General features: G+C 35.8%; 13 protein-coding genes and 1 pseudogene. 1 reads left to right on the forward strand and 13 read right to left on the reverse strand.

The window, feature by feature from the left end; all coding sequences use genetic code 11:
* Window positions 1-52 precede the first annotated feature (52 nt).
* The 13 genes and pseudogenes from A3SG_RS0102340 to ppsA all read right to left on the reverse strand — a co-directional run bounded on the left by A3SG_RS0102340 (window position 53) and on the right by ppsA (window position 16,396).
* Window positions 53-2,263, reverse strand: coding sequence for a glycosyltransferase (locus A3SG_RS0102340; protein ID WP_016988397.1), 2,211 nt, complete (start codon window positions 2,261-2,263; stop codon window positions 53-55).
* A 13-nt stretch (window positions 2,264-2,276) separates the two neighbouring features.
* Window positions 2,277-3,314, reverse strand: coding sequence for a hypothetical protein (locus tag A3SG_RS0102345; protein WP_016988398.1), 1,038 nt, complete (start codon window positions 3,312-3,314; stop codon window positions 2,277-2,279).
* 70 nt (window positions 3,315-3,384) lie between these two features.
* The gene (locus A3SG_RS0102350; RefSeq protein ID WP_016988399.1) at window positions 3,385-4,323 is read right to left on the reverse strand and encodes an MlaD family protein; all 939 of its coding nucleotides are present in this window, start codon (window positions 4,321-4,323) and stop codon (window positions 3,385-3,387) included.
* Between the two features lie 8 nt (window positions 4,324-4,331).
* The gene (locus tag A3SG_RS21010; RefSeq protein ID WP_016988400.1) at window positions 4,332-5,081 is read right to left on the reverse strand and encodes an ABC transporter permease; all 750 of its coding nucleotides are present in this window, start codon (window positions 5,079-5,081) and stop codon (window positions 4,332-4,334) included.
* A 467-nt stretch (window positions 5,082-5,548) separates the two neighbouring features.
* The gene (locus A3SG_RS22140) at window positions 5,549-5,947 is read right to left on the reverse strand and encodes a phosphoribosyltransferase family protein (protein WP_016988401.1); all 399 of its coding nucleotides are present in this window, start codon (window positions 5,945-5,947) and stop codon (window positions 5,549-5,551) included.
* A 362-nt stretch (window positions 5,948-6,309) separates the two neighbouring features.
* Complete coding sequence (locus A3SG_RS22145) at window positions 6,310-6,531, reverse strand: hypothetical protein (RefSeq protein WP_232226257.1); 222 nt, start codon at window positions 6,529-6,531, stop codon at window positions 6,310-6,312.
* Between the two features lie 76 nt (window positions 6,532-6,607).
* Window positions 6,608-7,405: a hypothetical protein gene (locus A3SG_RS22150; RefSeq protein ID WP_232226258.1), complete on the reverse strand. Its 798-nt coding sequence runs from the start codon at window positions 7,403-7,405 to the stop codon at window positions 6,608-6,610.
* Window positions 7,406-7,760: 355 nt separating this feature from the next.
* Complete coding sequence (locus tag A3SG_RS0102370; RefSeq protein WP_016988402.1) at window positions 7,761-8,054, reverse strand: chaperone modulator CbpM; 294 nt, start codon at window positions 8,052-8,054, stop codon at window positions 7,761-7,763.
* The gene (locus tag A3SG_RS0102375) at window positions 8,051-8,950 is read right to left on the reverse strand and encodes a DnaJ C-terminal domain-containing protein (protein WP_016988403.1); all 900 of its coding nucleotides are present in this window, start codon (window positions 8,948-8,950) and stop codon (window positions 8,051-8,053) included. The genes A3SG_RS0102370 and A3SG_RS0102375 overlap by 4 nt, the downstream gene beginning before the upstream one ends.
* Window positions 8,951-9,772: 822 nt before the next feature.
* Entirely contained in the window at window positions 9,773-12,373 is a 2,601-nt protein-coding gene (locus A3SG_RS0102385; protein WP_016988405.1) for a cation-translocating P-type ATPase, read from the reverse strand.
* A gap of 242 nt (window positions 12,374-12,615) precedes the next feature.
* Window positions 12,616-13,605 carry a 2-hydroxyacid dehydrogenase gene (locus tag A3SG_RS0102390; RefSeq protein ID WP_016988406.1) on the reverse strand — a complete coding sequence of 330 codons (990 nt, stop codon included), beginning with the start codon at window positions 13,603-13,605 and terminating at the stop codon, window positions 12,616-12,618.
* 88 nt (window positions 13,606-13,693) lie between these two features.
* Window positions 13,694-13,924 (reverse strand): annotated as a pseudogene (locus A3SG_RS23025) (zinc ribbon domain-containing protein); the annotation flags it as partial.
* A gap of 348 nt (window positions 13,925-14,272) precedes the next feature.
* Complete coding sequence (ppsA, locus tag A3SG_RS18905) at window positions 14,273-16,396, reverse strand: phosphoenolpyruvate synthase (protein ID WP_016988407.1); 2,124 nt, start codon at window positions 16,394-16,396, stop codon at window positions 14,273-14,275.
* A 561-nt stretch (window positions 16,397-16,957) separates the two neighbouring features.
* On the opposite strand from ppsA, the gene A3SG_RS0102400 reads away from it, so the two are divergent.
* Window positions 16,958-20,476 (forward strand): PAS domain-containing protein, encoded by a 3,519-nt coding sequence (locus A3SG_RS0102400; protein ID WP_016988408.1) that lies wholly within the window; start codon window positions 16,958-16,960, stop codon window positions 20,474-20,476.
* The last annotated feature ends 3 nt before the right edge of the window (window positions 20,477-20,479 follow it).

The following is a 20,479-nucleotide window of genomic DNA, read 5'->3' on the forward strand; positions in this document are numbered from 1 at the left end:
TCACTGGCCTCTTCTTTTTTTACAAAAAAGTAAAAGCAGCTACAATTCTACATTATTTTTCCATTATTAGGCGTGCCTTAAAAAAACACAAAGTCGATTCAGCACCCTGATTTATATTAATGTGTTTGTCTTCAAGACCATCATAAGAAGCACCATTTTCTGGGTTATACATAATTTGTTTCAGATGATTGTTGCCTAAAAACCAGGCGAAAGCCAACTTTAATTGTTCTTCGTATTTTCTGTTTTTGGTGACGTCATTGAATAAATCTAAAGCAATAATCGTAGTGGCCACTTCAATAGGCTGTTCTCCGTAAAAACACCTTTCGTTTTGTTTTTTAAACCATCCTCTGTTTGAGATTACCTTGAGTTGGCCTTTCATAAAATAATGGGATAACAGAAAGTCAAAGGTAATTATGGCTATTTTTTTATATTTCATCTTTCCGGTAACCAGATAACTGTACATCATCGCCTCTGGCAATACATTATTGGCGTAGGTCATGTAATCTTCATACCAGCACCAATTCACATCTGAATTAATATGATAGTGTCGCAATAGTTCATCTGCTAATTTTTCGATATGTTTTTCAATTTTTGGATCTTTATAAGCGGAGTAATAGTTGTAGAGTCCTTTTATGGCATAGGCCATAGCCCTTGGAGAACTGAAATCATCAATTCTGACAATTGCTTTATCCCAGCATCTTTTTGCTCTTACAACTATTTCTATCGGGAGTGTTTTTTTATGTGCTAAGGTCGTCCCTAGGCTCCATAAAGCTCTTCCATTAGCATCTTCGAGATTAACTTCATAATTTTGTGCGGTTAATTCATTGTTATAGTCTTTGTAATTGTCAAACCAGCCATTTGGTCTTTGTATTCCTTCTATATATCTCAAATAGGCGTGTACCAATGACAAGGTTTCATCGTTAGGCTTAAATTTATGATACATAACCAGATCGATCAAGGCTCTTGCATTATCATCCAAGGTATATCCTGATTCAGGATCAGGTTCGCTAAATTTAGAAAATTGGAGTATGCCAAAATCAGTAGTCAGGTTTTTAATATGGTCTAGCTTTATCGGTGGAAGACAGAAATTTAAATTCTCTTCTTTGATTGTTAATTGATCAAATAAGAGTCTGTATTGGATGGCAATATTCCCCCATGAGGTGACATGTGACTGTGAAAAAGCATTCTTGCCCATACTTACCCGTTCCTCTTTATTTTCAATAAGCCGCATTATCGCCTCTTTAAACTCTTCAGAATCATCAAATTTGCTTAGTAAAATCCCCGTAGTCTTTGTTAGCATTTCAACTGAATGGGGAATTGGTGTGGAAATTACGGTACAGCCACAACTCATAGCATAAGCCAAAGTACCACTTACGGATTGGTTGGGATCTTTGGATGAAAATAAATAAATATCGGACAGTGTTAAATATTCCAAAAGTTGTCTCAATTCAACATATTCATTGATAAAGACTACGTTATCTTCTAAATGGAGGTCACCCACAATTGTAGCTAGTTTTTTGCGGTATTTCTCCCCTTCATCTTTGATGATTTCGGGATGTGTTTTTCCAATTATTAAATAAAGTAAACTGGGATGTTTTTTTACGACTTCTGGTAATGCAAATAATGTTGTTTCAATATTTTTATTTTGACTGATCAATCCAAAAGTAGATAACACAATCCTATCAGAATAATGGTAGCTTGCTTTTAATTTTTCTTTTTGTTCCCATAACACATTGTGGTTGCCGTGCGGAATTACCTGTGTTTTTGAAGTAGGACAGTTATAATAGTATGTCAAGATCTCTTGCGATTTTTTTGTTAGTACTACAATGCGGTCCGAGAGGTCAATGATGGCATTGACTATTTTTTTTCTTTTTTCATCAGGATTAGGGAGGACAGTATGAAATATTGTGGCGATGGGTTTATTTAAAGCCAATATAAAGGCAAGGATATAATCGCCATATTCACCACCGAAAAGCCCAAACTCATGCTGGATACAAACGAGACCGATGTCTTTACGTTCATTTATTTGTTCAGCTACAAACCGGTATTCATTCAAGTTAGCAGCCGATAGCGTATACGTAACTTCTTGATTGTATTTGTATTCGACATCTTTATTCTGTAAGGCGCATACCTCAACAGGAAGGGTATCCCCAAAAACAATTTTTACGGCATCTACGATATCATTTGAAAAAGTCGCTAATCCACACTCTCGAGGTGGATAAGAACTTACAATCAGCATTTTTAATCCTTTCTCAATTTTCATTGGTTTACTATGTTTAAGGTTGTTTTTTTAATTCGCTTAGTAATTCGGATAGATTTATTTTAGCGACTGCAATATGCCTGTCAGCAGCACCGTAGTAGATATAAAGGTCATTGTCAAATAACGCATGACCAGTGGGAAAGACAACATTATTAACGATACCCTCTTTTTCCCATTTTTTTGTTGGTGAAAAGAGAGGATAAGGCAATCTCGATAGCTCCATTTCGGGATTTTCTAAATGGAATAAAGCAGCTTTAGCATGGTATATCTTTCCAGTTGGAGTCTCATTTACACCATGATAAATTAACAACCATCCGCAAGGGGTTTCAATGGGAGGAATCCCGCCGCCTACATAATTCGTTTCATAAGGATCTTTAGGGTCTAGAATAATATGATCAGTCAAGTTCAGTAAATAATTTTCCCAAAAAGGAAGCGTTAGGTCTTCCCACTTGTCAAACTTAACAATCTGTATTCCGGGCCAAATTCGATGTAAGAGAACAAATTGACCCTTTATTTTTCTTGGAAAAAGGACGACATCTTTATCGCGTAATAAACGGGTTTCGTCTCCGGCTAACCCGATTTCCGTAAAAAGATTATAATATTGATGGTATTTGGGGTTTAAAGTAGAATCGTTAAATCTATTGATATAATTTTCATATTCCTGATAGTTCACTGAAGGTGTGATTATTCCATGTTTTTCAAAATGAATTAAATCTTTCGAAGTGGCTAAGGCTCCCATGGTATTGACGCCATCATAAGCAGTGTACGTTACGTAAAAGGTATCTTCAATTTTTACAACTCTTGGGTCTTCGACTCCTTTTTTTTCATAATCGAAGTCCCTCAAAATAAGAGGCTTTTCCAGTCTTTCCACTATTTTTGTAGGTCCCTCCATTTTTGCATAGCCAATGGTAGAAACGTTGCCTTCTTGTACGGCCCGATATAAAATATGAATCGTATTTCCATCCTGATAAACACCAGGGTTTATGACGCCATTATTTTCAAATTCTAAATGAGTGGGGCTTAGAATAACTCCTAACTTTTCTACTGTAATCATGATCGAATGTTTTGTGATTTCTTAATCAATATCTTATTGGTGTTATTTTTTATACCTCTCTTTTTATCCTTCAAAAGTATCCTGTAAAGAAAAAATTATGTTTTAAAGCTTCTAAATTTTCGTTTAATTTGGTTTTAGCCTCATTGACATTGGGAATCTTAGCCTCAATTTTATGAACAAGTTTGGGATCATTAGCAAGATAATTCAAAGCACCTTTTCCATCTTTTATGTTGAGAGCGGTTTTGTTTAAATTAGTCACGACTCTGTTTATTTCCATACTTGAATTATCTAAATTATTAACAATTGTCTTTATACCATTGGCAACAGCCGTGTCTTTCAAAAGACCTATAACGTTGTCTTTATTGGTCATCGATTCAACAAGTCTGTTTAAATTTTTATTGGATTTTGCCGTTTCCCTTCCCGATATTTTTAAGTAATACATGGTTTCTTTTAAATATTTGGCGACCTCAACATCATTTAATAACAGTCCGATAGTCCTTTTTCCGTGATTAATTTCTTCGGTGATTGTAAGTAAGTTTTCAGTAAGATACGCCACATTTTCGTTCGTTTTACTTAGAGTTTTCAAAAGATCATCAGTACGGATATGATTTACAGAACTAATTTCATCTCGTGGCTCAACTAGAGGTTCCGCCTCCTTCCCTTGCAAAATATCGATAATCATACTTCGTACCAAGAAGTCAGGGATTATCATGCCCACGGCATCTTTTTTTACATGTTTGAAGAGCGTATCGTCAATAATCATGTTCACTTTGATGTTTGTGTCATTAATCATTTCAATGCCACGAACAGTCCCTAGATTTAGTCCAGAGTAGCTCACATTATTTCCTATTTGTAAATCATTTACATTAGTGAAAACAGCCGTCAAATCACTTATTTTCCCAAATATATTTTGCTTATTGTCAATGAAATATGTAGCTGACACGAAAATGAATAGCCCGATCATTACAAAAAGTCCTAATCTTATTTTTTGTGATGTTGTTTTTCCCATGTCTATACTTATTTAAAGAAAGCCTGTACTTTTATGTCGGTTGAAGTCGATAATTCATTAAACGTACCTTCAATATAATTAATACCATCGACCAGTAAAATCATTCTATTTGAAATCACTCTGGCACAATCGACATCATGTGTAATGATGAGAGCTGAGGTCTTGTGTTTTTCTTGAATTGACTTCATCAATATCAATATTTCTTTGGCTGTGATAGGGTCTAATCCCGTGTTGGATTCATCGTAGAGAATGATCTTGGGTTGCAGAATTAGTGTTCTCGCTAAGGCAATCCTGCGCTTCATTCCACCTGAAAGTTCGACTGGCATCAAATCTATTAAGTATTTGAACGGATTGGTACCAGAAACCTCCATCGCGTCAATTTGTTCCGTAACGCGCATGGATCCTAACTCAGCACCAATACCGGAACCAATACGGCTAGCACAAATTAAAGCGGTTGTTATAGGACCTATTTCTCTAATTATTGAAATACTCACCATGGAGGGCATCCATGAAACAGCACCAAACTCAAGCAGAGTAGGGCGTGATTGTAAGGAAAAAACCAAACCAATTATGAATCCAGTAAGAGCAAATAACAATAAATAACGATTTCCCATACAAAGGCATTGACGAAGAAACTCTTTAAATTCAAATGGACGTCTGAAAGATTCTCTGAAAAACCGACCGGCAAAAAAGGCAAGTTCACCAATTTGAATCAAGAAAGATTTAATCAATTCAATTATTTTAAAAATGGCATTCATAGGTGTGATGAATTGATTTTCTTTATATTGCGCTACTCAAATATACGACTATTAAGCTGGTTTTCAGGTGTCTTACAATGTTGTTAAACTGATTATTGAATCATTTAGTCGAAAAAAAGAGATTGTTGAGTGGACAATAAAAATAATTTAGCAAATACACTCTTATTAAAAAAAACTAAAACAAGAAGATATTGTACCAGTGAGGAAGATGATTTTCCGATTTTGATTATCGTGATAGCGCAAGAGGATTAATTACGCCGATTAGTAATGTTAGATCATAACACGCTGGACTTAAACCTAAATTTGTTTTTACTAAATAATTTAATTGGTTGAAATCGCTTTTATACGCTTTAATAGCAATCGCAGTCCGTTTGGTTGGGTTATAGAATCAACAAACCACTGATGTCAATTCTATTACTTTCATGCGAAATCCTGTTGCAGGTAATAATTTTTTTGGCACCGGAGTCTTATATCTGCTGAAAAGCATTCTTAGCGAATACCGTATGTACGCCGATACAAATAGGAGGTTTCATGCCGGTATTTTTCAAATGCGCAATTGTTTCAATCATCGTCCGTCTTGTTGAAATGATATTATCAATTAAAACTGGAATATAATCCTTGTATTTAGCAACAGGAGTTACAGATTCGTCGACATCAAGACCGCTGTATCTAACTTTCGTTAAAATTACATAGGCTGCACTAGCATTTTTTGCGACGGCAGCAACCCATTGTTCGCTTTCGCCAGCAGGGCCAATCAAAATGGGTTTGTCAATATTGTTTTTTATCCAAGTTGAAATAGGATTCGCGGCGTGATATACTGTGGTCGATAGACCGTAAACTTTAGATAAAGAGCTTCTACGATGCAATTGTGGGTCAATCGCTATAATAGTTTCTCAATCAGGAAAATAACGAACTTCGATGATTCCTTTTTCAGCCTTTTCTTTTTCAATAAGGATTGCCGTCAAGTCCTCATTTCTGGGTAAAGTAAAATATATTTTTCTCCTGTGCTTTATTGGAGCAAAATGATATCCTCTTCTGATTTCGTATACTCTATCGAGTATTTCAGCTCGTCGTTCGTTTTTGAATAAATACAGTATAACACATCTTCTTTTTGCATTTTTGTGTTTAAAGGTATTTATAGCAATACCCCTTCTTTACTATCCTGTCGGGCACCGGCAAGTTTTGCAATCTTTGCCAGTTTTCTGTTATCGATTTCAGTTAAGAAGCCTTATTTTTCAGCTTTAATATCTTCTTTACAAGGTGCAAATTCAGGTTCTTTAAAATCACCCTGCGCTTTGCAGATCGAAAGGAACTTCTTGTATGCTTGTCCTAATGAAAGAATTTCTTTTGCAAGCTGTATTCCACTTTTGTTTTTTGTTTCGTGTACCATGTCAAAAATGCTCGTGGCGAGAAGTAATGATTTATTTCTAAAATCTTGAGGTGCTTTCATTTCGTTTCGCAAAACACTAATTACATCGATAGCAACCAGTGCGCGACCAATTCCTTTACCGATGGGTTAAAAACCATCAGTAAATAGCATACTTATCTTGATGCCCATTACTTTTCCTACGACATAGAAATACTATTTTGGTTTTTCGGTCATCTTCATCCGTTCTTACTTTTGCCGTTTTTCCTATTGGAATATCAATAACTACATGTTTGAAACCTGCTGCAATTTTTTTTGATAATACGGAGGCGATCATTTGGCCTTCACCAGCCACATCAAGCGATCTTTCTAAAAGTATTATGATGTCGTCAGCCGGGCTGAGTTCTATCGAACCATCCAATACAAAGCATCCGTTTTCTTGTTCGACTACTTTTTGAATTTGTTTGATACTGAGGTCTATTTTTGTCATGGTTTCCAAGCAATCTGCTGTGCCTGCAGGTGATGTGATGGACCTAGACAACGTTTTGGGTATTGTTAGTCCAAAGGCAGCAGCGATAGACACTACGATGGGTGTTGTCCTGTTTCCGGGAAGTCCCGCCACACACTGATTGTCCTCTACTATTTTTCTCTGCCAAGAAAGGCTTTGTCCTGAACCTTCCGTCGCTTTAGTGAGTCCTATGATCTCTTGAATGTTGAGGTTGTCACCGGCACAGGCGGTAATGAATGCCGCAATTTTAATATTGGAATATTCGCCTTTGACAATATCGTTTTTAATGTTTTTCAAGGACTCATCATTCAGTTGTTTGCTATACATTTTAGCTCTAATACTTCCCATAGAGTTCACGGGCTGAACATGCGAAAAACTAATTTCATTTCCTTCTTTAGCATCTAAGTCCATCCAAGCACTTTCAGACAATCCTGCTTCTCCAGATTTCAAAATCCCATTATTGATAATGTATTAGGTGGCTATTTTAGATTTCCCTTTTCCGGTTACTAATACGCGGTTTAGTGCTTCAAAGCCTTCCGATAAGCAAATATTGCAATTTTTACGCATGAAAACAACATGTTTCCTTTGGGTATTAATACCAAGATGTACTAATTTTAGAGTATTTGAAAGTAGTATGCATAAAAATAATTACTTAACGGCGCTGTTAATTAAGAAATATTAGCTCCCCCTCTAGGCGTAAAGTATCGTCTTAATTGAATAATAATCAGAAAATAGAATTATCACCGCAATGAGGAAAACAGCTAAACTCTTTCAGTATTTATAATTTATATAATAGGACTGAGAATTAATTTTCATAGAAGCGCAACCTGTTTTTAACCTCGACTAATTCTTTTTGCAGCGTATCAATTTTTTGCAGCAAATTAAAAACAACGTCAATTCCTTCGATGTTTACATCTAATTCTTGATGCATCCTAATCATTTTTTCGATTTCATAAATAGAATCCTGATGTATATAGTGTACCTGCTCCATGGTTTGAATCTCCACCAATCCAAGTTCACTTAAATTACTAAAGAAAGACAGTTCGACTTTATAATGGGAGACTAATGTATTGAGGGGAATGAAGTTTTCTATGTTCATAAGGCGTTTAGTGTAGAAAGTTCAGTGAATAGCTCTTTTTCTTTTTCAGAAAGGCTTATCGGAATTTTTATTTCGTAGGTAATGTATAAATCTCCAAATTGACCTTCTTTTTTATAAATAGGAAACCCTTTTCCTTTCAGCTTTACTTTGGTTCCATTTTGAGTCCCCGCAGGCACATTCAGCTTTACTTTTCCGTCAAAAGTGTCGATGGTAATATCACCTCCCAAAATAGCTTTATATAATTCTAAATCGACACTTGCATAAAGGTTCTCTTTATCTCGTTTAAAGGCAGTGTGATTCTCTAAGGTAAAAGTGATGTATAAATCTCCTTTTGGACCACCTCCGGATCCTGCAGCACCATATCCTGTAATTTTTATAACTTGTCCATTTTCTACTCCAGCAGGAATAGTAAGTCGGATGTTTTTGCCGTTTATGGTTAGGGTGCGTTTGTGGGTAGTGTAAACCTCTTTTAAGTCAAGATGCAATTCAGCATTGAAGTCCTGTCCTTTAAATTGCGCTGTGCGACGGCCGCCTCCTCTTGCGGATCGCCCGCCAAACATGGATTCAAAAAAGTCCGAATAATCCGCGCTGCCACCTCCACCGAAATCAGCTTGCTGTCCACTTCGTTGGTAGTGTTGCTGCTGTCTTTTCGATTGTTCATACTGCTCCGCGTGTTGCCAATTTTCGCCATGGGCATCGTATTTTTTACGATTTTCGGCGCTGCTTAATACTTCATTGGCTTCATTTAGTTCCTTGAATTTTCTTTCAGCTTCCTTGTCGTTGGGATTCAGGTCAGGATGATGTTTCCGAGCCATTTTACGAAAGGCCTTTTTTATCTCAGCGTCCGTTGCCGTTTTATCGACCCCCAATACTTTGTAATAGTCTATGAATGCCATTTTGTATTATTTTTTCAATTATTGATACCGTCTTTACTTTTTATTATCATCCAATATCCTGCTCTCGCTAATTCTTAAAAATTACAGATTATTACCTGCCTAAATTTAATCAATTTTTAGATGATATAGCATAATAAAACGTTTTATTACGCGCAATTGTAAATTATAAAAGCCTCGAAAAGGGACTATTTAAAAGTGATTTTATTACAATTTTGAGTCACAAATTTTTACATAGATCAAATCTTCAATGTATTGTATTTAAAATACTGTTATTTTTTTTAAATCAATAAAGAATGATTTACAGCCTATGAATTCAGTATCTTGAGGGTTGATCTGCAAAATAAAATTTATTTTTCCCAGCAGGTGTCCTAATAAGTTCCAATGTAATGTCTCTTGTTTGTATTCTATAGTTTTTAGCCGCGAGCGCACGTCCTAATTCATGCATAACAACTTTTACAAAAATGCATAAAACGAAAACTACCGACCAAAGGATCTGAATAGCGTTATACCCTGTTCGATAATTGATATAAATAACAAATACAATAAGTAACGAAAAGGTCCAATACATAAATAGGTCAATACCTGCTACTTTTCTCAGTTTGAATGTTCCTTTTATTTTTTCCTGTTTTAAAAGATGTAAATTTTTAGTGTAATTATAAAAAAAAGATAATTCAAGAATCCATAAGATATAACGTTTTAGATAATCAGGAACCGCTCACATTCTATCATTAAAGTACAAAATTATTCAGAAAGAAATGATACTACAGGCCACAAGAATAGCGTTGCTTTTGGCTATCTTCATTTTGGTGTTTTTTAGAATTCCTATTTAGAATTCCTCTTGAACCATTTTTCTATCTCAACTGCCCAAAAAACGATACTTGACGCGGCTAAGGTTATTGCCAACTCGAATACAGTTAATGGCTGCGTTCTGAAAATTTTGTTAAAAAAAGGAGTGTAAATAATTATAAACTGCAAACTAAATGTTAAAAGCAAAGCTCCAAGCATCGGTTTATTTGAAAATATGCCCATTTTGAAAACGGATTTTCGAGAAGACCGAATAGCCATTACATGTCCCATCTGGCTAAAGCAAAGTACAGTGAAAGCCATAGTTTGCCAGTGTGAAATCTGGTTTTGTATTGACCAAGCCTGAATTGCGAGTGTCGTAATACCCATTAAAAGGCCTACCCATAAAATATGGATGGCCATGTCTTTGGAAAAAATATTCTGTTTAGAATCTTGTGGTGCTCTTTGCATGATATCTGTTTCAGCTGGCTCTGAGGCCAGTGCTAGGCCAGGCAAACCATCAGTTACTAAATTTATCCAAAGTATGTGGATAGCTAACAAAGGAATTGGTAAACCTAAAAATGGAGCTAAAAAAATAGCCCATATTTCACCAGAATTAGAAGTCATAGTATACTTGATAAATTTGAGAATGTTGTCAAATATTCTTCTCCCATGTTTTACGGCAATAACGATAGTGGCAAAATTATCATCGAGTAAAATCATGGCAGCCGCCTCCTTAGCAACCGCTGTTCCATTAATACCCATGGCAATACCAATATCGGCATTTTTAAGTGCAGGCGCATCGTTTACACCATCGCCTGTCATGGCAACAAGATGATTTTTGGATTGCAAGGCATTAATAATCAATAATTTTTGTTCAGGAGTTACTCGGGCATAGACCCGCACATTTTCTACTATTTCTGCAAAGTCTTGCTGATTTAACTGGGCAAGTTCTGTTCCTGTTAGCACAAGGTCTTTTTCGGAAGATTTGATCCCTAATTTTTCCGCAATAGTTATAGCGGTCAATTTGTGGTCGCCGGTAATCATTACAGGGATAATACCTGCCTCTTTACATTCAGTCACGGCTTGTCTTGCTTCTTCACGAGGGGGATCTATCATTCCCACTAAACCAATAAGGCTTAATGATGATTCTATTGCATCAGAATATAGGATTTCTGGTAGTTTGGACATGGTTTTCATTGCAAATCCTAACATCCGATATCCCTTTTTTGCCATCTCATTTACATGGAGTTCAAATTCAGGAATACGTTCTTTTTGATTGTCATTTATCTTATCAAATAACACCTCAACTCCACCCTTAACAATAACCATAATTTTGTCAGGCGCATCTGCGGACGGATCTTGAATCTGATGTAACGTGGTCATACATTTTCGTTTTGAATCGAAAGGCAACTCTGCAATTCTGGGGAATTTTAATTCTAAAGCGGATCGTTCTAATTTTTTTTTAGAAGCATAGTCCACCATGGCAACTTCAGTAGAATCTCCCAGCCATTCCCCTTGTTTATCTTTGGAAACGTCGTTGTTCAGAGCCATGGCATGGAGTAAAATATTGTTTTCTGGGAAAATGGTACTGAATTCCTTTATGGAAGTTTCATAAATGCTTTCTACAGTCATTTTATTCAACGTAAGTGTACCGGTCTTGTCTGAACAGATGTAAGTTACGGAACCCAAAGTTTCAACAGCCGGAAGTTTGCGGACAAGTGCATTGTTTTTTGCTAATCGCTTTGCGCCAAAGGCAAGTGCTACGGTTACTAAAGCCGGCAAGGCTTCGGGTATAGCGGCTACAGCAAGGGATATGGCAACAATTAGCATGGTGATTGGAGATTCACCTCGAAGCCAGCCCACTAGAAAAATAAGAGCACAGATAAAAAGGATAGCGACTGATAATCGTTTTCCAAAATTGGCTAATCTTTTTTGTAATGGGGTAGGCGCTTCATTAGTCTGAATCATTTTTGCGATTTCTCCCAATTCTGTGTACATTCCCGTTGCTACTACATAACCACGTGCTCTACCCGCTGTCACAAAAGTTCCTTTAAATCCTATATTTGTTAGGTCGCCAAGCGAATAGTCTATTTCTGGAAGGGGATCAGTAGTTTTTTCTACATTATTTGATTCGCCAGTAAGAGTTGATTCATCTACTTTTAGCTGATGAGTTTCAAAAAAACGAATATCAGCAGGAATGCCGTTTCCGCTTTCAAGAACCACCACATCTCCCGGAACAATATCAGAAGCGAGGATTTCAATCCTTTTTCCTTCGCGGACTACGCTAGCTTGGTGCGCCACCATGTTTTTTAAAGCTTCCATCGCTTTTTCAGCTCGGTATTCTTGAATTACTCCTATTACAGCATTAATGATAACAATGGTAATAATAATTACAGTATCCGTTATATCGCCCATTATTCCCGAAATAATTGCTGCTGCGATAAGGATAAGAATCATAAAATCTAATAACTGATGGAGCAGCATTTGTATAATAGTCTTCTTTTTTTTGTTTTCAATTTGATTTTTACCGTATCGAGCATGCCGTTCTTTGGCCGTTTTTTCATCAATGCCTGAGGGAGATGTGTCCAACTTCTTAGATACTTCAGAAAGAGGAAGTAAATGCCAATTCGTGTTCATCTGAATTTATTTTAAGCAATCGTTATTTTTGTTTTTTTAGATTTCAATTCGGGTAACTATTAATTCGATCCATAAAGGTGTTTTTAATCGCATTTGCTTTTAGAAATTGACGTCGGATTTAAGATTCTAAAAATAAAATTTAACCAAATTGTTGCAGTTTGTCAAAAAAAATCAATCGAAACTTAAAGAACTTCCATGTCACCTCAATAATATGGGGTGTTTGAATTATTATTCAGAACGAATCATTTAAGTTCGTTTTCAGAGGTGCCATTGTATGCCCACGAATTAAAATTTGCAATGGTGGTGTGCGCGATTCCCTCTAATGCTTCGTTAGTTAAAAAGCCTTGATGTCCTGTAATTAAAACATTAGGGAAGGAGCGAAGTATAGTGTATAAATGATCCTCCAGTTTTTCAGTAATGTGGTTACCAAAGAAAATTGATCTTTCCTTTTCATAAACGTCTAAACCGGCCGCTCCAATATTTCCCATTTTCAGTGCATCTATTAAGTCTTCGGTATTCACGACAGTTCCTCTTGCGGTATTAATAAAAATAACGCCCTTTTTCATCAGGCTAAAGGACTTTTTATTGAACATATATTTTGTTTCGGGATTAAGCGGGCAATGAACTGAAATCACATCTGAGTTTTTACAAACCTCTTTTACTGTGGTGTACTTTATTTCTATTTGCTGTATTAATTCCGTATTTTCTTGCGGATCATTTGCCAAAATTTGGCAACCAAAACCATGCATAATTTTTGCAAAGGCGGCACCTATTTTTCCTGTACCAATAATTCCCACTGTTTTTCCATACAAGTCAAAACCCACCAAGTGATTTAGACGGTAGTCACCCATTTGCATAAGTTTTTGGCCTAAGATGATTTTTCGGTTTAGTGCCAATAACAACGCTGCCGCATGCTCCGCCACGGAATAAGGCGAATACGCAGGAACGTGGGCTACTTTGATTCCCAAAGCTCTTGCTTTTTTCAAATCAACATTATCATATCCTACAGAGCGTAAGGCAATATACCTGACACCAAAGGAGTATAATTTTTCCAGTATGATATCAGAGGCATCATCAGTAGTGAAAAGGGAAATGCCTTCAAAACCCTCTGCAAGTTTCACTGTTTCTGCACTTAAGGATTGGTTTGTATATTCTATTTCTAATTTCCCCTGTGTGGCATTTTCGATAAATGGTTTGTCAAATGCGTATATGCTGTACATTAAAATTTTCATGATGTTTTTTTTATTTCCAATATAGGAATGGTTGCTTTTTTGTAGATGTATTTTTCATATTGTTGATAAAGTATTTAAGGAAAATAGCCTAGATCGTTTTCCAACGGTTTAATGTGGGCAGAATGTTTACGGCATCTTGAATCAGATGTTCTGAAAGTTGCAATTTTTTCATCGCGGTTACTACCGTTTCCTTTATTTCACTAAATTTTATATTTGAATTAATAAATGAACCACCATCGTAACAGAATTTACAGTACTCATCCGTTTTTAGACAGTTAGATATGGTGCCTTTTAAGGCCTCGTTGTCAAGTGGAATTCCACAACTTTGACATTATACTTTTGGCTCCATACTTTATAATTTTAAGAGTTCAATTAATATGTTTTAATTTCTTCTAACTTTCCTTCGGTTTTTTACCAAAGATTACAGTTTTAAAAAGGATCTTTTAAAATCTGTAGCTAGTTGTTTGTACTATATCGTAGATTCTGCCCATTGATAATTTATTTATAACCGTACTGTATTTTTCTTTTCGTTTGCCAAAATATTTTCAATTTAAATTGCGTCAGGATTAAATGAAATACTGTCGATTCCTTCCTCTACTAAAAACTGTGCGAATTCCCGAATGTCACTGGGTGCCTGTCCTTGCAAGCCCACTTTTATTTTATTTCTCTAAGCGGCATGGATCGTTTTCCTGATTAAATTTTTTACCGCTGGATTCTGTTCGCTAAACAAATAACTTATTGATGCAGAATCTCGGTCCGGACGGAGGGTAAGTTGTGTCAAATCATTGGAATCGATAGAAAATCCGTCAAAAAGTGAGGCAAATTTACCGGCCAAGATCACATTACTGGGAAGTTCTATCATTACGCATAACTTAAGACCATTTTCACCCCGTACTAATTTGTTGGCGGCTATCTCTGCCAATACTCTTTCTCCTTCTCCTACGGTTATGCAAAAAGGAATCATCAGTTTTACGTTGAGAAACCCCATTTCGTTTCGCACTTTTTTCATGACTTCGCATTCCAGGGCAAATCCTTTTCTATAAAAATAGCTCATTCTCACAATTAGATCTTTAGGATAGAAAGCCGCTGCAACTATCGAAACTGCTTCAGCCATTTTGTCGATAAAATATTGTTTGCTGTCCTCATATCCTTTCGTTAATTCCGATATTGGGTCAATTGTAGCTTTGTTAGTTACTTTTTCTGGTTCACAAAGTGCTAACGGATGAATTTTAATGCTATTGGAAATCGCAAACGCCACTAGCATTAAACCAACTCCTTTATTTAGGTAGTTGCTCAATTCAAAAGCGCAATCAGAATCCGCGAGAATGAACATTAGGTCAGTATCCCGCATAGGTAATTGACTGAAGTTCTGCTCTGTGATTTCCCATTTTAACTCGCCTTCGTATATGTTACCGTCCTTTCCCTCAGCACAGGATACTGTGATTTGTTGTCCCCTTTTTATTAGTTTAGTGGCATCACCGCAACCTACCACGGCGAGTTCTCTAGCGACAATCTCGGTATGACTGGTGCGTCCTCCTTTATTATTAATAATGGCAGCTGCCTTATTCATGATTGGATCCCAATCTGGATTAGTCAAATTGGTAATGAGAATTTCCCTGTCTAACAATTGATTTCCTTCTTGCGGACTATTAAGTAGGCGTGCTTTGCTAGTAGCTATTTTGTCTCCTAATTCGATTCCCTTTGTGATAAGGATCGCTTTTTCTTTGAGTTTGTAAATTTTTCGGACTTGTTTTTTATCCTTCCTATGAACTGTTTCTGGCCGTGCTTGAACAATATAAAGCTGAGTGTTTACCCCGTCTTTTGCCCATTCAATATCCTTTAGTTTTTTATAATGTTTTTCGATTTTATAGCACCATGGTGAAAGTTGGATGACTTCTTTATCATTCAGTGAAAATTGATTTCGTTTGTCTATCGTTGTGGGTGTATTTACGATGGTATGTTCAGCTGCGGTTTCCTCGCTCTTTCCGGCATAAACCATCGTGAATTCTTTTCGGTCGCAATGTCTTTTCAGAATGAGATTCAGTTTTGGGTTTTCTAAAGTGGGCTTAAAGAGCATCCACTCATCCGATGTTATGGTGCCCTTGACAAAATTCTCGTAAAGACCCCAACTGCCGTTAATGATGATTGTATTTTGAAAACTGGGATCGCTAGTAAAAGCAACACCCGAAGAAGCCAGATCGCTTCGTACCACCTGTCGTACGCCAACAGAGATAGTAATATCTAATTTTGCAAAACCCATATCATGCGGGTACTTTATAGCACGATACGTAAAGAGAGATGCGTAGCAGCGATGTACAGCATCAATTAATTGGCTTTCACCGCTTATATTAAGGAAAGATTCCATTTGTCCGGCAAAACTTGCTGACGGTAGGTTTTCTGCGGTGGCACTGCTTTGAACTGCTACCCCAAGATCTTTTGTGTCACTTCGCGTGCTTAACGATTGGCAAGCAGTACTTATTTCAGCTTGTATTTCGTCAGGAATAGTTGCCGATAGAATTAACGCTCTTGCCTTTTCGCCAATTTCAGATAAGTTTGCGTATTTTTTTGTGCCCAATAGATTCAAGACGTCATCTAATGATTTTTCTAAATTGTTTTTTTGTCGAAAAAGAAGGTGTCTGGCTGCAGTAACCGCAAATCCATTAGGAATATTGACATTAATAGGATTTAATTGATTGTATAGTTCGCCAAGCGAAGCATTTTTACCCCCAACTTGATCTATCGCATCAATACCAATTTGGTTGAAAAACAAAATAGATTTATATTTTTCCATTTTTAATATATTAAGGTTTAAGCGACTACTATTTTGTTTTAATAAGCCAACAAAAAAACATTTGAATCATGCTGATACGATTCGAAATCAAAAAATGATTTTTAAATTTTGATGTTCTAATTAGTAATGCGATTTGAGAACTATAAGAAAAGTGCAGTAGGTGTGCTCGTTAAGATTAATTTAGTGTACTACTAATTTAATCAAAAAAAAATATTTTTGGTAGAAAAAGCATCTTTATTTTAAAATTAATATACTAATTATCAGTAGTTTATGTTTTTTATCGAATGTTGCACTTCTTGTTTGTAGCAGAATAAATAATGATTGATTTTATCAAATTCAATTAACGGCAGTGTTTTTTGATTTAATAAATTGATAAATGAATTCCTCTGGAGACAGTATGACGGAGTATTATATTAAATAGACAGATACAGCTTTAGTTCAATTATTATTTTATTTTTGTATGCTCTCAAGAATAAATCGTCTATTGGAACTGCATTACGGATAAGTTGTAAATACTTCCTTTGCTTGCAATTGACTCCAAATCAATATCCGCCCCAACTAATGAAAAAATCAGTATTGCCGATAAACGAACCAGAAAGACTTAAGGCTCTTGAAAGTTATTCAATTATGGATTCTTTACCTGAAAAGGAGTATGATTCCATTACACAGTTAGCGTCTTACATTTGTGGTACTCCTATAGCGTTAGTAAGCTTATTAGATGAAAACAGACAATGGTTTAAATCAAGAGTGGGTACAGATATTACTGAAACTCCACGAGACATCTCTTTTTGCCAATATGCAATTATGGGTGAGGAGGTGTATGAGGTTAATGACACCTTGGAAAATGAAACTTTTGCTAATAATCCCATAGTAACAGGAAACCCTGATATTCGGTTTTATGCCGGTGCTCCACTTCGGGATGTTAACGGATATAATTTAGGCTCACTTTGTGTACTTGACACAAAGTCAAGGGTACTTACTGACGAACAGAAAAATGCGCTGCAGTTATTGGCAAATCAAGTTGTTTTATTGTTAGATCTGCGAAAAAAAAATGTGGATCTTAAAACGACGCAACTCGAATTTAAGAATTTTATTGAACTCTCAAAAGATTTAGTTTGTATCGCTAATATAGATGGTAAATTCCAGAAAGTAAATCCGGCTTTTACCACTGTTTTGGGCTATGCCAAAGAAGAGTTAGAAGGTAAGCCATTTGGAAAATTTATTCACCCCGATGACTTAGAAATAACTTATAAAGAAGTAGAGAAGCTCGCGCAAGGACAAGAGACGATTAGTTTTGAAAACCGCTATCGCTGTAAAAATGGAGGATATATTCTGTTAAGTTGGAATGTAACGCCAGACCCAGAAACTGGAAATCTGTATTGCATTACTAGAGATGTTACTTTAGAACGAAGTCAACAAGAAGTAGTAATACAAACGAAAAATGAATTAAAGGCTATTCTTAATGCCTCTGAATTCTCAATAATTGCCACGGACTTACACGGGACGATAAAACAATTTAACAGGGGAGCTGAAAACTTATTGGGTTATAAAGCTCATGAACTGATAGGGAAAACGTCAGCGGCCATTTTCCATGTTGTAGGCGAATTAGTAAAACGTTCTCAAGAATTAAGTGAGGAACTCAGTGAAATTGTTGAGCCAGGATTTGACGTATTTGTTATTAAAACTCGAAAATTTGGGATTGCTGATTCGCAGGAGTGGACTTTTTTGAGAAAAGATGGCACTACTTTTCCAGTATTGTTATCAATGACCGCTATTAAGAACAGCTTTGGGGAAGTAACCGGTTACTTATCAATAGCTAAGGATATTTCAAAGGAAAAGGAAGCGGAACTTAATTTACTTAATAGTAATAAGTTGCTAGATGAGTCCCAACAAATCGCTAAAATAGGGAGTTGGAAATATGATATACTTACTGATGATCTTATTTGGTCAAAGGGACATTATAATGTTTTTGAGTTGGATGAATTACCTAAAAATGAACTTAATGGGGCCTATAGAGGGCGCATTCATCCCAATGATCTTTTAGTTTTGGACCAGTTAAGTGAAAATATCGTAAAAACAGGTGCGGATTTTAAAGTTAGTTATAGAATAGTATGTCCTGGCGGAAGAATAAAACAAATTTTAGAAATAGGCCAGCCGTATAAAAACCGAAGCGGAGAAGTAGTAGGAATGCAAGGCATAATCCAAGATGTAACAAACGAAAAAAAAATAGAACAAAATTTAATAAATGCTAATAAACTATTAGATGAATCCCAACAGATTGCTAAATTAGGAAGTTGGAAGCATGATTTACTTACAAATGACTCCATCTGGTCAAAAGGACACTATGAAATTTTTGAGTTAGAGGAAATACCCTCAGATGAGCTCTATGCTGTCGCAAGGTCAAGAATTCATCCTGATGATCTATCAATACTTGATGAAGCGGATAAAATCATACTGGAAACAGGAAGTGACTTTGAGATTACTTACAGAATATTATTTCCTGACAATAGAGTTAAACAGATCAGAGAAATTGGCAAACCCTACAAGAATGAAATAGGGCAAATAGTAGCATTGCAGGGATCGATTCAAGATGTAACAAAAGAAAAAGTAACTGAGCTAGATTTAATTAATAGTAAAAAATTATTAGATGAATCTCAAAGTATAGCTAAGATTGGAAGCTGGAAATTTGATTTAATCACTCGTGATTTAAAATGGTCGAAGGGACATTATCAAATTTATGATCTAGAAGAATTAACCTCTGATGAGCTGTTGATTGCGTATCGAGATCGAATTCATCCCGACGACCTAATAACGATTGATAATATTGTAGCGAACACCCTGGATACGGGTGATGATTTAAACTATAATTACAGACTTTTATTGCCAGACGGAAGCTTAAAATACATTGTAGGAATAGGGAAAGGAAATATAAATGACCAAGGAGAGGTTATCAGTATCCAAGGTACCATCCAAGATATCACTGAAAAAACGTTAGCCGAACTAATCATAATTGAAAAAGCAAAAGAAATAAATGATGTTAGATCTGCTTTAGATGAATCGTCTATAGTTACAATTACGGATCAAAAAGGCATTATTAATTTTGTGAATGATAAATTTTGTTCCATTTCTAAATATTCGAAAGAAGAACTTCTTGGTCAATATCATTATCTTGATAATCCACATTATAAATTAAATAAGTTTATTAAAAACATATGGAAAGTGATTGCTAAGGGGCAAGTATGGCAAGGAGAGATAATGAATGTTGCTAAAGACGGATCATTTTACTGGGTTTATTCAACTATTGTTCCTTTTTTAGATAATGACGGAAAACCATATCAATATATCGCTATAAGTTCAGATATTACAAAGCAAAAACAGGCGCAAAAAAGTTTAAACAATGCATTAACTGATCTTGAAAAAAAGAATAAGGAATTAGATCAGTTTGCTTATATTGTTTCTCATGATTTGAAGGCTCCACTGAGAGCGATTAATAATCTTTCGGAGTGGATTATGGAGGACATGCCGGAGATGCCCGCTGAGGTAAGCAGTAATTTTGAATTGCTACGAGGTCGTGTCATGCGCATGGAGAATTTAATTAATGGTGTTTTAGATTATTCTCGTATTGGTAAGGTGCTGATTGAAATTCAGTTAACTGATATAAAAAAAATGTTATATCAGATTGTAGAAACAATAGTACCCAGTGACGGGTTTGCCGTCTATATTGCAGACACAATTCCTGAAATTAAGATTGCAAGAATATTATTTGAGCAGATATTCACTAATTTGATTAGTAATGCAGTAAAGTATAATGACAAACCAATAGGAAAAATAGAATGCCTCTATGAATCATTGACCGGTTTTCACCAGTTTACTATAAAAGATAATGGTCCCGGAATAGCAAAAGAGTATCATGAAAAAGTGTTTAAAGTTTTTCAAACCATTGAAGCTCGGGATAAAAAGGAAAGTACAGGTGTTGGATTGTCAATTGTACAAAAGATAGTTGAAGAAAAGGGAGGTACTATTCGTATAAAATCTGAAGAAGGTGAAGGCGCAAGTTTTATTTTTACAATTCCTAAATAAAGA

Source organism: Flavobacterium sp. ACAM 123 (assembly GCF_000264055.1).
Classification (GTDB): domain Bacteria; phylum Bacteroidota; class Bacteroidia; order Flavobacteriales; family Flavobacteriaceae; genus Flavobacterium.

Bases quoted from the DNA above. Each gene is read 5' to 3' on its own strand.
- A3SG_RS0102340 (WP_016988397.1), bottom strand. From the start codon at position 2,263: ATGAAAATTGAGAAAGGATTAAAAATGCTGATTGTAAGTTCTTATCCA.
- A3SG_RS0102345 (WP_016988398.1), bottom strand. From the start codon at position 3,314: ATGATTACAGTAGAAAAGTTAGGAGTTATTCTAAGCCCCACTCATTTA.
- A3SG_RS0102350 (WP_016988399.1), bottom strand. From the start codon at position 4,323: ATGGGAAAAACAACATCACAAAAAATAAGATTAGGACTTTTTGTAATG.
- A3SG_RS21010 (WP_016988400.1), bottom strand. From the start codon at position 5,081: ATGAATGCCATTTTTAAAATAATTGAATTGATTAAATCTTTCTTGATT.
- A3SG_RS22145 (WP_232226257.1), bottom strand. From the start codon at position 6,531: ATGAAAGCACCTCAAGATTTTAGAAATAAATCATTACTTCTCGCCACG.
- A3SG_RS0102370 (WP_016988402.1), bottom strand. From the start codon at position 8,054: ATGAACATAGAAAACTTCATTCCCCTCAATACATTAGTCTCCCATTAT.
- A3SG_RS0102375 (WP_016988403.1), bottom strand. From the start codon at position 8,950: ATGGCATTCATAGACTATTACAAAGTATTGGGGGTCGATAAAACGGCA.
- A3SG_RS0102385 (WP_016988405.1), bottom strand. From the start codon at position 12,373: ATGAACACGAATTGGCATTTACTTCCTCTTTCTGAAGTATCTAAGAAG.
- A3SG_RS0102390 (WP_016988406.1), bottom strand. From the start codon at position 13,605: ATGAAAATTTTAATGTACAGCATATACGCATTTGACAAACCATTTATC.
- ppsA (WP_016988407.1), bottom strand. From the start codon at position 16,396: ATGGAAAAATATAAATCTATTTTGTTTTTCAACCAAATTGGTATTGAT.
- A3SG_RS0102400 (WP_016988408.1), top strand. From the start codon at position 16,958: ATGAAAAAATCAGTATTGCCGATAAACGAACCAGAAAGACTTAAGGCT.